Genomic DNA, 13,315 nt, shown 5'->3' on the forward strand with positions numbered 1-13,315 from the left:
TTCACGAGACAGTCGATTGCACTGAGCATTGAGGGTTCCTTCTGAAAATTCTTATCTCGATGGCGAGGAGAGCCGGGGCCTCCACGAAATCGTTCAGTACGTCGCCGTGACACCGAGTCCGAGCGCCGCGCCGACCGGAGGTGAGGACCATGTGATGGATCCAGCTGTCTCGCGCCGCTGGCTACGGCGCCGGATCACCGCCTCCGCAACGATCGCGTTGGCCTCGGCGTATCCATGCGCGCTCCACCTGTCCGACAGGGCCCAGGCGCTGCCGAGCCGCGCTCCAACGCTGAACAGAGCGTCGTCGCGTACCGTCATGTCCCACGGATGCCGGGGTACGAACCGGACGAAGCCGACGGTCGCGACCCCGCAGCCGAACAGATAGCTGCCGCGCAGACAGCCCACACCCGCCGCCGTGAGGGCTCTCGTGCTGATGATCATGTCTTTCACCTCCTCTCCCAGGGAGACGAACCCTCGCCCCTCCACCGCGATCGACCAGGCGGGCCGGCGAACGCCAAACGACAGCGTCATCCCGGCCGCGAGTCCCGGGGTGGTCCCGAGGCCCAGGGTCGCGCCGAGCCCCGCTTCGAGCCGCAGCGGCTCCGACGGGGATGGGGCCGCCTCCGGCGGTGTTGGCGCCTTCGGATGTTCGGCCCGGCGCACTGGCTCGGGCGCGGCCCGGCGCGCTCGCGCAAGCGGCGGTGAAGGCGGTGCTGAGGGCTCGGGCCCCGGCGAGGGCTCGGAGGGCGGTGACGCCCGCTCCGGCGCGTTCAGGATCTGCGCCACGATCGCGAGGGCTGCGCCGGAGAGCAGCGCCTCGCAGCCGCGCCGGGTGCTGAACCCCTCGGCCCAGGTTGTCTCGTCCGCGTTCTCGCTCTCGCGCAGGGCCATCGAGGCCGTGAGCTCCGGCCCCGCCTGCGCGATGGTGACCGTGAGCACCCGCGGCGCGTCGTCCTGGAACGGATCGGCGCCGAGCCCGCGCGTCACCTCGGCGCGCAGGAGCGCCTCGTCGGGGCAGGCTTCGGCGCCGGGGCCCCGCGACACCTCCAGCCGCATCGCGGCCCGCGGCAGATCCGGCGCGGCGCGCGCCGCCGCGACGCACAGCAGGACCCTGGCGGAGCAGGACCCTGGCGGCCGTGGCCGCCGCCACGGCGGCGCGCGCCGGGCGCCCTGCGCCCAGGATCGATCCGATAGCGCGCCGGGCCTGGCGCGCGCCGAGCCCGTGTCTGGCCCAGGCGCTGCTCATCGCGACGGCGCTCCTCCCGGCGCACGCTGCTCCGGAGGAGAGAGGCGCGCCCGGGCGATCGTGCGGAGCCGCTCCCGCACGTTCTTCAGCTGGCCCCCGGGGAACCGCTGCTCGTGCACGGCGATCTGCCGGAGCGCCCCGGCGGGGTCACCGGCGGTGAGGCGCTCTCGCGCCGCGGTGAGCAGCCGCAGCTCCTCCGCGAACGTGTCATCGCGCTCGCTGGCCCGTGGCGCCGCCCGCGGAGCAGCAGGGCACGGGCGGTGGGGCGCCTCGGGCGCGGGAGCGACGGGCCCCGGCTCCAGCGCCTGCAGCGGCGGGGTCGCTGCATGGCAGGCGGTGCTCACGGGCGGCAGCTCGGGCAGCAGCGCCCCGAAACGGCGAGCCCACTGGGCCGGCGGTGACGCGATGGCGAGCTGCACCGCGATCGTGCCGGCGATGCCCGCCGCGGCCGAGCCGAGGGCGAGGCCGACACGGGCGAGCGTCCGCCGCAGGCTCGGGGCCGCCGGCGTCCCCGGCAGCGGCGCCGGAGGCACAGGCGGAGGAGGCGCAGGCGGCAGGGACGCAGGCGGTACGGGTGGAGCAAGCGGCGGGGTGGCCGGCGGTGCAGGCAAAGAAGGAGGCAGCACGGGCAGAGCCGTCTGAGACGGCGCCGGCGGGGCGCCCGGCGGCGTCGAGGCGCCCGTGCCGTCCTCGCGTGTGAGGGAGCTGGACGCCAGCGGGAACAGGAGCCAGCCCGCGCGCAGCGCCTGTCGCTGCTCCGGGCGCAGCCGCGCGACGGCGGCGCGGTAATCCTCGCGGGCGAGGCGCAGCCGGTTGCAGGCGGTGTTGTAGTTGATGCCGAGCTCGCGCGCGATTTCCACGATCGGCACATCGAACGCCTCGTGCAGGACGAGAAGGATCCGCCTCTCCGGGGCGATTGTGCCGAGCACCGCGATCGCGAGCTCCAGCCGCTCTCGGTCCGCGACGCGCTGCTCGCTGCTCGGCGCGGGATCGACGGCCTGGACGTGGGGCGCGGGGTGCAAGCCCGTCGGCACCTCGCGGCGGCGGTAAGCGCGGTCCATGTAGCGGCTGACCTTCCGCCAGGCGATCCCGAACACCCACCGGGCCTCCGCGCTGCCTTGCTGGCGCCTGCCATCCCGCTGCGGCGGATCACCGGCGGAGTCGGCCTCGTCCAGCGGCGACGCGGTGGAGGCGGGGTAGGCGGGATCGAACCGATCCAGGCTCTCGTACGCTGCGAGCAAGATCTCCTGGGACAGGTCGTCGATATCGGGCTCGGCGACACCCAGGAGCCGGAGCGCACTGGGGAGGACGTCCAGTGCGGCAGCGTGAACGGAATTCCATGTCGCGTTGCGGGAGGTGTCGTCGACGGGCGAAAGGAGGGTGCTCATATCCAGAATTGCGGCGGGATTTCCGGTTCCGTTTAAGAAAATGCACGGCTCGGTGCGTGGGGCGGCGACGGCGGCGACGCGCCTGGCCGCCGTGCCTGCAGCCGCCTGCGATCTGCTGAGCATCGCGCTGCTCGTGCACGCCTACGATCAGACACGCCGGGCGATCGCCTCTTTCCGCTGGAACGAGCGGGATGCCGACACGATCGCGCCGTCGCTCTACAAGGGCCGCGGTGGTCGCACGGCATCATCGATGCGACGCCGCCGCGGCGCCCCAGGACGCTGGCACCCCCGGCCTGACGGCGCCCTCATCGCCCGGTGCCGCACCGCCCGGGGGAGCGCCGGGCGCGGCGGTGTCCGGCACTTCGCCCAACGGCGCGCCGCATATCCTCTAGAGCACCGATCACGTTGAAACCCGGAGAATTTTCACAGGGAGGCGGGGAGGCGGGGAGGAAGAAGAAATGAATTTCTCCCTCCTCGCCGTCTCTCGCTCCCCGCCTCCCCGTCTCCCTGTGAAAAATTCCTGCTTTTTCTTGTGGTTTCAACCCGTTTGTCGCTCTAGTTCGTAGTGGCCTGTAGTAGTGGCCTGCGGCGTCCCGGCCCACGTCATCTCCGGCCGCTGTCGCGCCGGGTTGAGCGCCAGGATACCCCGCGGAGACGCGGCGCGACTGTCGCGGGCCGGCGCTACCTTTCTGGCATGCGCATGCGTTAGACCCGACCGCCTTCCAGACGCCGCGCCTGTTGCTCGAACCAGCGTGCGAACCCCTCGGCGGCCGCAACGAGCCCGGCCCGCGACACCTCCACGCCGCGGCCCATGTGCTCGGGTAGCTCGCGAGAGAGGATGCGAACCGAGCCGCCGGGCGGACAGAGGATGAATGCTTTGCATCCGTTGAACTGCTCGCCCCAGTTGGTCAGGAAATCGTGGGCGCTCCAGAACGTCCAGTCCCGGCGGCGCTCCTCCTCCGTTCGGGTATCGGGCACTTCGACGTCTCCATGATGGCTGTACAATAACCCGTCGAGGAAGTTCCAGGCAGCGATGTCGTCCAACCCGGCCAGCTTCTCGGACCACAGGCGGTCGAGGTTGGTGGGCAACCAGCGAAAGGAGCGATAAGCCGGGTACAGCGCACAGTGCGACTCCCCGAGGTCTCCGAGTGCCACCCCGCGGCACCAGACGCACATGCGCCCCCACACTGCGCTCGGGGGCTTCAGGTTGGGCTCCACGTCCGCTTCGATGGCGAAGTCCTGCCGATCCCCGAACAACATATCGACTCAGCCTCCTGCCGCCTCGCGCTCGCGCGGGGCGCGCTCGTCCGAGGATCTCGGTCAGCGATTGAGCCAGGCGCTGACAGGGGCGATGACGCGCTCGCTGAACGCCTCCTTGTCCAGCGCAGCGCCGAGATCGACACGGAGGTAGCGGTAGGTGCACGGGCGCCCGCCGGCGTCGATCTCGTGATCGTTTCCGTCGTAGATGGTGTCCTCCTGTTCGCTCAAGGACGACCAGATCTGGTTCCACGGCAGGTTCCGAGCGGAGGAGCGCATCAGGCTGATCTGCAGCTCGGAGCCCGCCGCGCGCGCGCCGCCGAAGCGCGTCGGATCCGGCTCATCACCCCCGCTGCGCGTGAAGCCCGTGTCCGACACCACGTCGACGACCACGCTCCGCGAGGTGCTCGCCGATGACTGCCAGACGAGCTGGAGGCGATACGCAGGCAGGAAATCCCAGGCCCAGTACTTGCGGCGAAAGAACTCGGTGGTCGATTTCGGGTGACGCGAGAACAGGGACGGATCCCAGCGCTCGAACGCGAGCCCGATGCCCGCGAGCGCGTCGGACAGCTCTGCCAGCCGATCGAAGACGCGGCGCTGATACTGTTGGACGAGCCGATAGCTCTGCCTCACGAGCGCCATGTCCATGCCGCCGTCCCCGGCGGTCGTCTCGAAACTGCGAGGCGTCGCGGCGGCGGCGGGCGGGGCGGGCGCCGCCTCAGGGAGGAGCCCGCGGTGTGCGACCCGGGTGACGGGAGGGACCATCACCTCGACCTCGTCGGCGAGGAATGCGAGGGGCCCAGCGGGGGCGGGGGACGGGGCGGACGCCACCTCGAGGCGCGCGGTGGGCCGGGGGGCGCCCGCCATGACCGGCGGCGGCGTGGCGGGCTCCCGGTTCCCGGCGGAACCGAGGGCGTGGACGAGCGCCACCAGGGGATCACCGAACTCCTCGAACGTCAGGAACTCGATGCAGCTCAGGTCCTTCAGGCGCCGCTGGGTGTCGCGCAGCTCGCGCGCTCGAACGAGCATGTAGTGCGGCCCCGCGGCGCCGCCGAAGGCCTCGTGGACCCACGCGATCTGGTTGCCGAACATCGCGTCGTCGAGGCTGAAGCCGACGAACAGGAAGGTGCGCGCTGCAAGCAGGTGGCGCAGCGCCTGGAGCGCGCCGCGGTAGCGCACCTCGTCCTCCTGGCTCGGGTACAGCTCGCGGTAGCCGTCCGGCGTCAGGATCAGCCGCTGCGGCTGCTGGATGAAGCCGTGCAGGTGCCAGACGGTCGGGCGATCGATCTCGTCGCGCAGCATGGCGGACAGCTCCGCCGTCGCGTCGACGCTGATCTGCACGAGATCGTTGGGATCGTCGAGGGCGTAACGGAGGATCTGGTCATAGTTGGTCGTGATCACCAGCCTGCTCGGCAGCTGCCAGACGGCGCGCGCGAGCGACAGAGATCCGGTGTCGATGCGATTGCCCGGCGGATCCAGCACCTGGCGGAGGTAGCGGTACCAGCCCGCCCCCATGCCCTCGCGCGCGTACCGGGCCGCCTCGAAGTAGTCGGGCGCCCGCTTCTCCAGCAGCCCTTCCACGACGTTGGCCTCGGGCCGCTTGCCGTCCTCGCGGAGGCGCGCGGCTGCTCCAAGGAGCAGGTCTCCCCAGCTGGGGAACATCCGCTTCCCGTTCCGGTCCAGCGCGGCCATGGACACGCCGGCGCCGACGAAGGGCACGACGAACCGGTCGCGCAGCGCGTCCTCGAGCGTCTTGGGAATCGCGATCACGGCGCGCGATGTTGCCGGTTCCGGCCCCGCGCGACAAGCCGTGGGCGCATCGCTGCTGCGCGCGGCCGCTGCCGCGCACAGCAGCGGCTCAGCTCATCTCCAGGAACAGCCGATCCGGATCCTCCAGGTACCCGATGATCTCGTACGCGAACGCCGCCCCCACGTGCCCATCGATGATCCGGTGGTCGAACGACAGCGACACCAGCATCACCTCGCCGATCACGATCTGCCCGTCGCGCACCACCGGCTTCTGCTTCATCTGGTGGATCCCGAGGATCGCGACCTCCGGGAAGTTCAGTATCGGCGTCGCGAACAGCCCCCCTTGCTGGCCGAGCGACGTGATCGTGAACGTCGAGCCGCCGAGGTCCTCCGGCTTCACCCGCCCCGACTTCGTGTCCTCGCCGAGCCGCGCGATCTCCTGCGCGATCTCCAGCACGCTCCGCCGATCCGCGTCGCGCACGACAGGCACGATGAGCCCGGCCTCGGTCGCGGACGCGATGCCGATATGATAGCTCTTCTTGACGACGATCTCCTGCGCCGCCTCGTCGAACGCGCTGTTCAGCATCGGGTGCTTCTTCAGCGCCGCCACGACGGCCTTCACGAAGAAGGGCAGGAAGGTCAGCTTCACGCCCGCCTTCTCGGCCAGCGGCCGCAGGCGCGCGCGGCGCTCCTTCAGCGCGGAGACGTCGCACTCCTCGACGAAGGTGAAGTGCGCCGCCGTGTGCTTCGACCGCGACATCGCCTCGAAGATCCGCTTGCGCACGCCCCGCAGCGGGACGCGCTCGTCGCCCGGCCCCGACGGCAACCCCCGGCCGCGCTCCCCCTCGGGCCGGGCCGCCCCGTGCCCCGGCTCCTCGTCCAGCTGGCCGAGCCCCGCCGCCGCCGGCCTCGGCGCCGCCTCGGGCAGCGCCGGAGCCGCCCGCCTGGGCGCCGCCTCGGGCAGCGCCGGGGCCGCGTCCTCGGGCGCCTCGAGCGCCCGCACGTCGTCCTTCGTCACGCGGCCCGCCGGGCCGGTCGGCGGCACGCGCCGCAGGTCGACCCCGAGGTCGCGCGCCAGCTTGCGCGTCGCGGGCGTCGCGAGCGGCTTCTCGTTGAAGTAGGCCGCCGCGCGCGACCCCGCGCCGATGCTGCCGTTCGCCCACGCCGACCGCGCCGGCGCCACCAGGTTCATCCCCGGGAGGTCCTCCCGGATGTCGCCGACCGCCGTCGCCGCGGGCTCCGCGGCCCCGGACTTCGCGGCCGCCGCCACGGGCGGCTCCGCAGCCCCAGCCTTCGCGGCCGCCTGTCGCACCCCCGCCCCCGACGCGGGCGGCGCCGCCGCCTCAGGCCGGTCGTCGAGGTCGAACACGACGAGCACCGAGTGGACAGGGACGACCCCGCCCACCTTGCCCCGCGTCTCCACGATCCGGCCCGTGCGCGGCGACGTGATCGTCACCGTCGCCTTGTCGGTCATCACCTCGACCATCGGCTGGTCCTCGGCGACCATGTCGCCCGGCGACACCAGCCAGGTCACGATCTCGCCCTCGGTGACGCCCTCGCCGATGTCCGGAAGCCTGAACTCGTACTTGCCCATGCGTCAGTACCTCGCCGTCTCCAGGATCGCCGGAAGGATACGATGGGACAGGGGGAGATACTCGTTCTCGAGGGTGTACGGGAACGGGGTGTCGAAGCCCGTGACCCGGACCGGGGGCGCCTCCAGGTGGAGGAACGCCTTCTCGTTGACCAGCGCGACGAGCTCGCCCCCGAGGCCGCAGGTCTTCGGCGCCTCGTGCACGACGATGAACCGGCCCGTCCGCTTCACCGACTCGATCACCGTGTCGATGTCGAGCGGCCACAGCGTGCGCAGGTCGATCACCTCGCACTCGACGCCCTGGGCGGCCGCCTGGTTCGCCGCGTCGAGCGCCTCGTAGAGCATCGCGCCCCAGACAACGAGCGTCACGTGCCAGCCCGGCCGGACCACCTTCGCCTGGCCGAGCGGGACCGTGTACTCGCCCTCGGGGACGTCGCCCTTCGCGGCGCGGTAGATGCGCTTCGGCTCGAAGAACAGCACCGGATCCGGATCCCGGATCGACGAGAGCAAGAGCCCCTTCGCGTCGGCCGGGTTCGACGGGCACACGACCTTCAGGCCCGCCACGTGGATGAACTGCGCCTCGGGCGACTGCGAGTGGTAGTGCCCGCCGCGGATGCCGCCGCCGAACGGCGTCCGGATGACCAGCTTGGACGGGTACTCGCCCCCCGAGCGGTAGCGGTACTTCGCCAGCTCGGACACGATCTGGTCGTACGCGGGATAGATGAAATCGGCGAACTGGATCTCCGGGATCGGCACGAGCCCGTAGAGCGCCATCCCGATGGCCGTCCCCACGATCCCGTTCTCCGAGAGCGGCGTGTCGATCACCCGGTCGTCCCCGAACTCGTCGAACAGGCCCTGGGTCACGCGGAACACGCCGCCGACCTTGCCGACATCCTCGCCGAGCACGACGACCCGCGCGTCCCGCCGCATCTCGTGGCGTAGCGCGTCGTTGATCGCCTGGACCATGTTCATCTGAGGCATGCTCTTCGTCTCCGTCTCTCGGCCAACAGGTGGGGGTACAACCTCACCGGCGCCCCGGCCCCCCGAGGCTCCCCGCCGATCGCGGGCAGCGGCGCCACCCCCGCCGCGCCGCCGTCCGGCGAGCCGCCACGCCGACGCCGCCGTCCGCGCAGCCTAGTGGCCGCCGTGGCCCTTGGGCCTCGGGCCCGCCTTGAGCTGCTCCCGCTGCTCCACGAGGTGCCAGGGCGGCTCCGCATAGACGTCCTCGAACATCGAGTCGAGCGGCGGCGGCGCGACCTTCTCCGAGACCGCGATGCACGCCTTGACCTCCGCGTCGACCGCCGCCTCGATCTCGCGATCCTGCGCCTCCGTCCAGCCCTGGGTGCGCTCGACGTGCCGCCGGAGCCGCGCGATCGGGTCGAGCCGGCGCCACGGGTCGAGCCACGCGTCGGGGCGGTACGCCTTCGGGTCGTCGCTCGTCGAATGGCCCGACAGGCGGTACGTCATCGCCTCGATGAGCGTCGCGCCCTCGCCGCGCGAGGCGCGCGCGATCGCGTCGCGCATCACCTTCACGACGGCGAACACGTCGTTGCCGTCGACCCGCACCCCGGGGACGCCGTAGGCGACGCCCTTGCTCGCGAACGTGTTGCTCGACGTCTGGCGCTCGGTCGGCACGCTGATCGCCCAGCCGTTGTTCCGGCAGAGGAAGATGACCGGCACCTTGAACACGCCAGCGAAGTTCAGGCCGCTGTGGAAATCCGACGAGCTCGTCGCCCCGTCGCCGAAGTAGGCCAGCGTGACGAGCTCGTCGCGCTTCAGCTTCGCGGCCCACGCGAAGCCGACAGCCTGGGTGATCTGCGTGCCGATGGGCGAGCTCACCGAGCCGAAGTGGCCCTCGCGGTAGGTGTAGTGGTCCGGCATCTGCCGCCCCTTCACCGTGTCGTTCGCGTTGCCGAACATGTTGTCGATGTACCGCTGGAGCGGCAGCCCTCGCCAGAGCGCCGCCCCGAACTCGCGGTAGCAGGGGAACACCCAGTCCTGGGGCCGCGTCGCGGACACGCTGCCGAGGACCGTCGCCTCCTCACCCAGCGAGCCGATGTGGAACCCGATGCGCCCCTGGCGCTGCAGCGCCACGAGCCGCTCGTCGAGCAGGCGCGTGCGCATCATGGCCTTGTAGAGGGCGATCACCTCCGATGGCTCGAGCTTCGGATCGTGCGCGGGGTCGAGCGAGCCGTCGTCGCGCAGGACCTTGATCACGTCGTCGGCACACGTATCGAGCGGGTGCCGCGCGACGGCAGCCTGCGGCTCGAGGCTTGCCCCGGAGACGTTCGGCGGGCGGTCGGTGGAGTACGTCGCGGTGCTCATCGGTTCGCGGGACACTAACCAAAGGCGCTGCCCGAGACCAGTGCCCAGACGCGGCGTACGCTCATTCGCTGTACGCGTGACGTTGACGTGACGTTGACTCGTCGCAGCGATCGCGCGGGGTTTGACTCGCCGCGGCGAGCTCGAACCCGCGCGCGCCCTGATGCGCGTCTCCCGCCGTACGCGGCGGCGCTGATGTCCACGCTAGACGTTCACGGGCTCGGCTGCCTGCGCGAGGGCCTCGTCGACGGCGGCCACGTCGAGCTTGAAGCCGCGCGCGAGCTGCTCGAGCACGCCGTGCTCCTGCGCGCTCACGCCGCCGGAGGCGTGCGCCATGGAGGCCGCCACGCGGAGCACCTCGCGCTGATGCTCGGTCCGCGCGATCGTGCGGGCGACCATGCTGATGCGCTTCTCCAGCCCGTCCTCGGCCAGCATCTCGCCGAGATCGGCGACGAGCGCCTCGATCTGCTTCTCGTGGACGAGGTTCTGGCAGGCGCCGGAGACGATCGCCTGGAAGCGCCCGCGCTCCTCGTCGTCGAAGTGGCCGTCGGCGTTCGCGACGAGGAACGCGGCCTCGATGATCGTCTCGAAGAGCGCCACCGCGGCGGGATCGAAGCCGGTGGGCATCGTGATGTCTTCGATGGGAGGGCGCGCGCTGTAGGCCCTCGCGGCCTGGGCCAGGATCGACGCCACGCGCACGCGGGGCGCCTCCGAGCCGAGGCGCGGGGCCCCTGGAGCGATGCCGCCGGGGCGCCTGTTGATGGGAGCGGACATCGTGGTGTTGGACCCTCCTGCCGTCCAACACGCTCGGCCAAACGCCAGGGAGCGTCAAGGCGCTTGCGCCTGCCAGCCCGAGGGCTGCGGTCCCCGTGGTGAATGCGTTCAGTCTGCCATCCAATCTGCCGAGCCCATCCCAGAGCGGTGCTCACCCGCACAGGAGACGGGCCCAGATCGGCGTTTTCGCCGCGCAAGCGCACTCCAGTGCGCTGAGCACCGAAAACGTCGAGATGGGCCCGTATCCGAAGCGGGTGAGCGCCGCTCTAGCGGCGGACGAGGGAGGCCGCCGGGACGAGCTGCGCGGGGCTCGCCGACGCCGTCGCCGGGGCGACGGGCGGGCGGGGCTCGTCCGGATCGAGCTCTGCGGTGAGGCGGGCGGCCTCGCGGCGCGCCACGGCGAGGCGCTCCTCGAGGAGCGCCTCGACGGCCGGGGCGCCGCCCGGGGAGGCGCCGGCGGGCAGCGCCGCGCCGCCTCGGTCCATCAGGCTGCGGACGAAGACCTCGGCCGCCTTGTAGCTCGACCGAACGAGCGGCGCGCTGGCGGCGTAGAGGAAGCCCATCTCGAGCGCCGCGCGCTCGAACGCGGCGAAGGTCTCGGGCTCGACGAAGCGCTGCACGGGCGCGTGCTTCGAGGAGGGGCGGAGGTACTGGCCGATCGTCACGATGTCGACCCCGGCCTCGCGCAGGTCGCGGAGCGCCTCCAGGACCTCGTCGTCGGTCTCGCCGATGCCGACCATGATCGAGCTCTTGGTGAGCCGCCGCGGCGCGGGCGCGCCGGCCTCCGCGGCGTCGGCGGCGAGGCGCCGCTGGCGCTCCTTCGCGCGCCGGAGCACGGCGAGCGACTGGTCGTAGCTCGACCGGACGTCGCGGATGACGCGCGTGATGCGGCGGACGACCTCCACGTTGTGGGCGAAGACGTCGGGCCCGGCGTCGACCACCATGTCGACGGCGCTCATGTGGCCCTGGAAGTCGCCGACCAGCGTCTCGATGAGCAGGTCGGGCCGGAGCGCGTGCAGGCGGCTCACCGTGCGGGCGACGTGCTCGGCGCCGCCGTCGAGCAGGTCGTCGCGGTTGACCATCGTCATCACGACGTACTGGAGCGAGAGCCGGGCGATGGCGCGGGCCACGTGCTCCGGCTCGCGCACGTCGACAGCGCCCCGCGGATCGCCCGTCGTGACCGCGCAGAAGCGGCAGCCGCGCGTGCACACGTCGCCGAGGAGCATCACCGTCGCGGTCCCCTCGCGCCAGCACTCGCCGACGTTCGGGCAGCGCGCCTCCTCGCAGACCGTGTGGAGATCGAGCTTGCGGAACGTCTCCTTGAGGTGGTGGTACGTGTCACCCCCGGGAGCGCGGACCTTGAGCCATTCAGGTTTGGGCGAGAACTGCGCCATCAGGGGTGTCCTTAGCCCATGCGGCGGGGGAGCGCGAGGGGGAGGGCGCGCGCCGGCGCCGCGGCCCTCGCGCGGCTGGGCGCCGCGGCCCTCGCGCGGCCGGCGCTAACCTGCCGGCGGCGCAGGCGGCACAGAGCGGCTGATCTCGCGCGTCGTCAGCTTGCCGCGCTCGGTGAAGACGGCCGTGACGAGCTCCGCGGGGGTGACGTCGAAGGCCGGGTGCCGGACGGGCACGCCGGGCGGGACGACGCGGCGGCCGCCGACGACGGCGAGCTCGTCGCGGCTCCGCTCCTCGATCGGGATCGACGCGCCGCTGTCGGTGGCGAGGTCGATCGTGCTCCACGGGGCGGCCACGTAGAACGGGATGCCGTGGTGGCGCGCGAGGCAGGCGAGGCCGTAGGTCCCGATCTTGTTCGCGACGTCGCCGTTCCGCGCGATGCGGTCGGCCCCGACGACGACGGCGCCGATCTCGCCCTTCTGCATGAACCACGCGGCCATCGAGTCGGAGATCACCTCGACGGGGATGCCGTCCCGCTGGAGCTCCCAGGCGGTGAGGCGGGCGCCCTGGAGGTACGGGCGGGTCTCGCACGCGAGCACGCGGAGCGCCTTGCCCTCCTCGATGGCGGCGCGGATCACGCCGAGCGCCGTGCCGTAGCCGCCGGTCGCGAGCGCGCCCGCGTTGCAGTGGGTGAGGACCGTGCCCGACTCCGGTAGGCGCGCGGCGCCCGCGCGGCCCATCTGGTGGCAGGCGGCGACGTCTTCCCGGTGGATCTCGCGGGCGAGCTCGGCGAGCTCCCGCGCGCGCTCCTCGCCGCGGCGCCCGGCGTTCTGCAGGGCCGCGGCGATCGCGCGCCGCACCGCCCACCCGAGGTTCACGGCGGTGGGCCGGGCCGAGGCGAGGTGCTCCCCCGCCGCCCGCATGGCGGCGACGTAGCTGGAGGCGCCCTCGTCGCGGGCGGCGCGCGCGGCGAGCGCCATCCCGTACGCGGCGGCGATGCCGATGGCCGGGGCGCCGCGGACCACCATGGTCCGGATGGCCTCGGCGACGCCGGCGGAGTCGGTCACGGTGAGGTAGCGCTCGCGCTCGGGCAGCTCGCGCTGCTCGAGGAGGAACACGCGGTCGTCGCCCTGCGCCAGCTCGACGGCCGAGTAGTCGGCGCCGGAGAGGGCCGCGGCCGGCTCCCAGGGCGGCGCCGGCCGCGCGCCCTCGCCTGGCCTCGGTGTCTGCTCTGCTTCGAAGCTCGTGCCCATTCAGCCCCTCCCGTTCGAGCGTGACGGCTCCCCTGGCGATCCGTCGTCCGGCCCCTGCGCCTCGGCGCTCGCGGCGAGCCGGCCGCGGATCTCCTCCGCGACGGTCGCGAAGTCCTCCGCCGCGTCGGCCTTGCGGCCCGCAAGGTAGGCGCGGAGCGCGTCGGCGGCGAGCAGCGCGAGGCTCGCGTTGATCCCGCGCGCCGTGAGCGCCTCGATCACGTCGCCGTTCTTGAGCAGCGTCTCCAGGTCGTCGAAGACCGCGGCGAGCTCTGGCCCGGGATCGATGCCGCCGCCGGCGGCGGGGCGCGTCTTCTTGTCGTCCTCGCGGGTCACGGGTCGCGCC

Annotated in this window: 11 protein-coding genes; all 11 read right to left on the bottom strand. The window is 72.4% G+C overall.

The genetic code is table 11. The annotated features are described in order from the left end of the window. Positions 1–93: 93 nt before the first annotated feature. Entirely contained in the window at positions 94–1,044 is a 951-nt protein-coding gene (locus WME95_RS08915; protein WP_437907993.1) for a hypothetical protein, read from the bottom strand. Positions 1,045–1,242: 198 nt separating this feature from the next. Beyond that, positions 1,243–2,634 carry an RNA polymerase sigma factor gene (locus WME95_RS08920; protein WP_437907994.1) on the bottom strand — a complete coding sequence of 464 codons (1,392 nt, stop codon included), beginning with the start codon at positions 2,632–2,634 and terminating at the stop codon, positions 1,243–1,245. 705 nt (positions 2,635–3,339) lie between these two features. Next, complete coding sequence (locus WME95_RS08925; RefSeq protein ID WP_437907995.1) at positions 3,340–3,894, bottom strand: hypothetical protein; 555 nt, start codon at positions 3,892–3,894, stop codon at positions 3,340–3,342. A gap of 60 nt (positions 3,895–3,954) precedes the next feature. After that, positions 3,955–5,661 (bottom strand): SIR2 family NAD-dependent protein deacylase, encoded by a 1,707-nt coding sequence (locus WME95_RS08930; protein ID WP_437907996.1) that lies wholly within the window; start codon positions 5,659–5,661, stop codon positions 3,955–3,957. 88 nt (positions 5,662–5,749) lie between these two features. Next, entirely contained in the window at positions 5,750–7,234 is a 1,485-nt protein-coding gene (locus tag WME95_RS08935; protein WP_437907997.1) for a dihydrolipoamide acetyltransferase family protein, read from the bottom strand. A 3-nt stretch (positions 7,235–7,237) separates the two neighbouring features. Beyond that, entirely contained in the window at positions 7,238–8,212 is a 975-nt protein-coding gene (locus WME95_RS08940; protein ID WP_012234205.1) for an alpha-ketoacid dehydrogenase subunit beta, read from the bottom strand. A gap of 153 nt (positions 8,213–8,365) precedes the next feature. Beyond that, the gene (locus WME95_RS08945) at positions 8,366–9,556 is read right to left on the bottom strand and encodes a thiamine pyrophosphate-dependent dehydrogenase E1 component subunit alpha (RefSeq protein ID WP_437907998.1); all 1,191 of its coding nucleotides are present in this window, start codon (positions 9,554–9,556) and stop codon (positions 8,366–8,368) included. A gap of 201 nt (positions 9,557–9,757) precedes the next feature. Then, positions 9,758–10,327: a tellurite resistance TerB family protein gene (locus WME95_RS08950; protein ID WP_437716497.1), complete on the bottom strand. Its 570-nt coding sequence runs from the start codon at positions 10,325–10,327 to the stop codon at positions 9,758–9,760. Between the two features lie 266 nt (positions 10,328–10,593). Next, positions 10,594–11,721, bottom strand: coding sequence for a lipoyl synthase (gene lipA / locus WME95_RS08955; protein WP_437907999.1), 1,128 nt, complete (start codon positions 11,719–11,721; stop codon positions 10,594–10,596). Between the two features lie 105 nt (positions 11,722–11,826). Further along, positions 11,827–12,972: an S-methyl-5-thioribose-1-phosphate isomerase gene (mtnA, locus tag WME95_RS08960; protein ID WP_437908000.1), complete on the bottom strand. Its 1,146-nt coding sequence runs from the start codon at positions 12,970–12,972 to the stop codon at positions 11,827–11,829. Beyond that, a complete protein-coding gene (locus tag WME95_RS08965; protein WP_437550964.1) occupies positions 12,973–13,305 on the bottom strand; it encodes a hypothetical protein in 333 nt (110 codons plus the stop codon). Positions 13,306–13,315: the final 10 nt, after the last annotated feature.

Source organism: Sorangium sp. So ce327, from assembly GCF_051530205.1.
Lineage (GTDB): Bacteria > Myxococcota_A > Polyangia > Polyangiales > Polyangiaceae > Sorangium > Sorangium cellulosum_B.

What these genes read in the sequence shown, in the direction of transcription:
- WME95_RS08950 (WP_437716497.1), bottom strand. Translation starts at nt 10,327, where the DNA reads ATGTCCGCTCCCATCAACAGGCGCCCCGGCGGCATCGCTCCAGGGGCC.
- lipA (WP_437907999.1), bottom strand. Translation starts at nt 11,721, where the DNA reads ATGGCGCAGTTCTCGCCCAAACCTGAATGGCTCAAGGTCCGCGCTCCC.
- WME95_RS08940 (WP_012234205.1), bottom strand. Translation starts at nt 8,212, where the DNA reads ATGCCTCAGATGAACATGGTCCAGGCGATCAACGACGCGCTACGCCAC.
- WME95_RS08925 (WP_437907995.1), bottom strand. Translation starts at nt 3,894, where the DNA reads ATGTTGTTCGGGGATCGGCAGGACTTCGCCATCGAAGCGGACGTGGAG.
- WME95_RS08920 (WP_437907994.1), bottom strand. Translation starts at nt 2,634, where the DNA reads ATGAGCACCCTCCTTTCGCCCGTCGACGACACCTCCCGCAACGCGACA.
- mtnA (WP_437908000.1), bottom strand. Translation starts at nt 12,972, where the DNA reads ATGGGCACGAGCTTCGAAGCAGAGCAGACACCGAGGCCAGGCGAGGGC.
- WME95_RS08945 (WP_437907998.1), bottom strand. Translation starts at nt 9,556, where the DNA reads ATGAGCACCGCGACGTACTCCACCGACCGCCCGCCGAACGTCTCCGGG.
- WME95_RS08935 (WP_437907997.1), bottom strand. Translation starts at nt 7,234, where the DNA reads ATGGGCAAGTACGAGTTCAGGCTTCCGGACATCGGCGAGGGCGTCACC.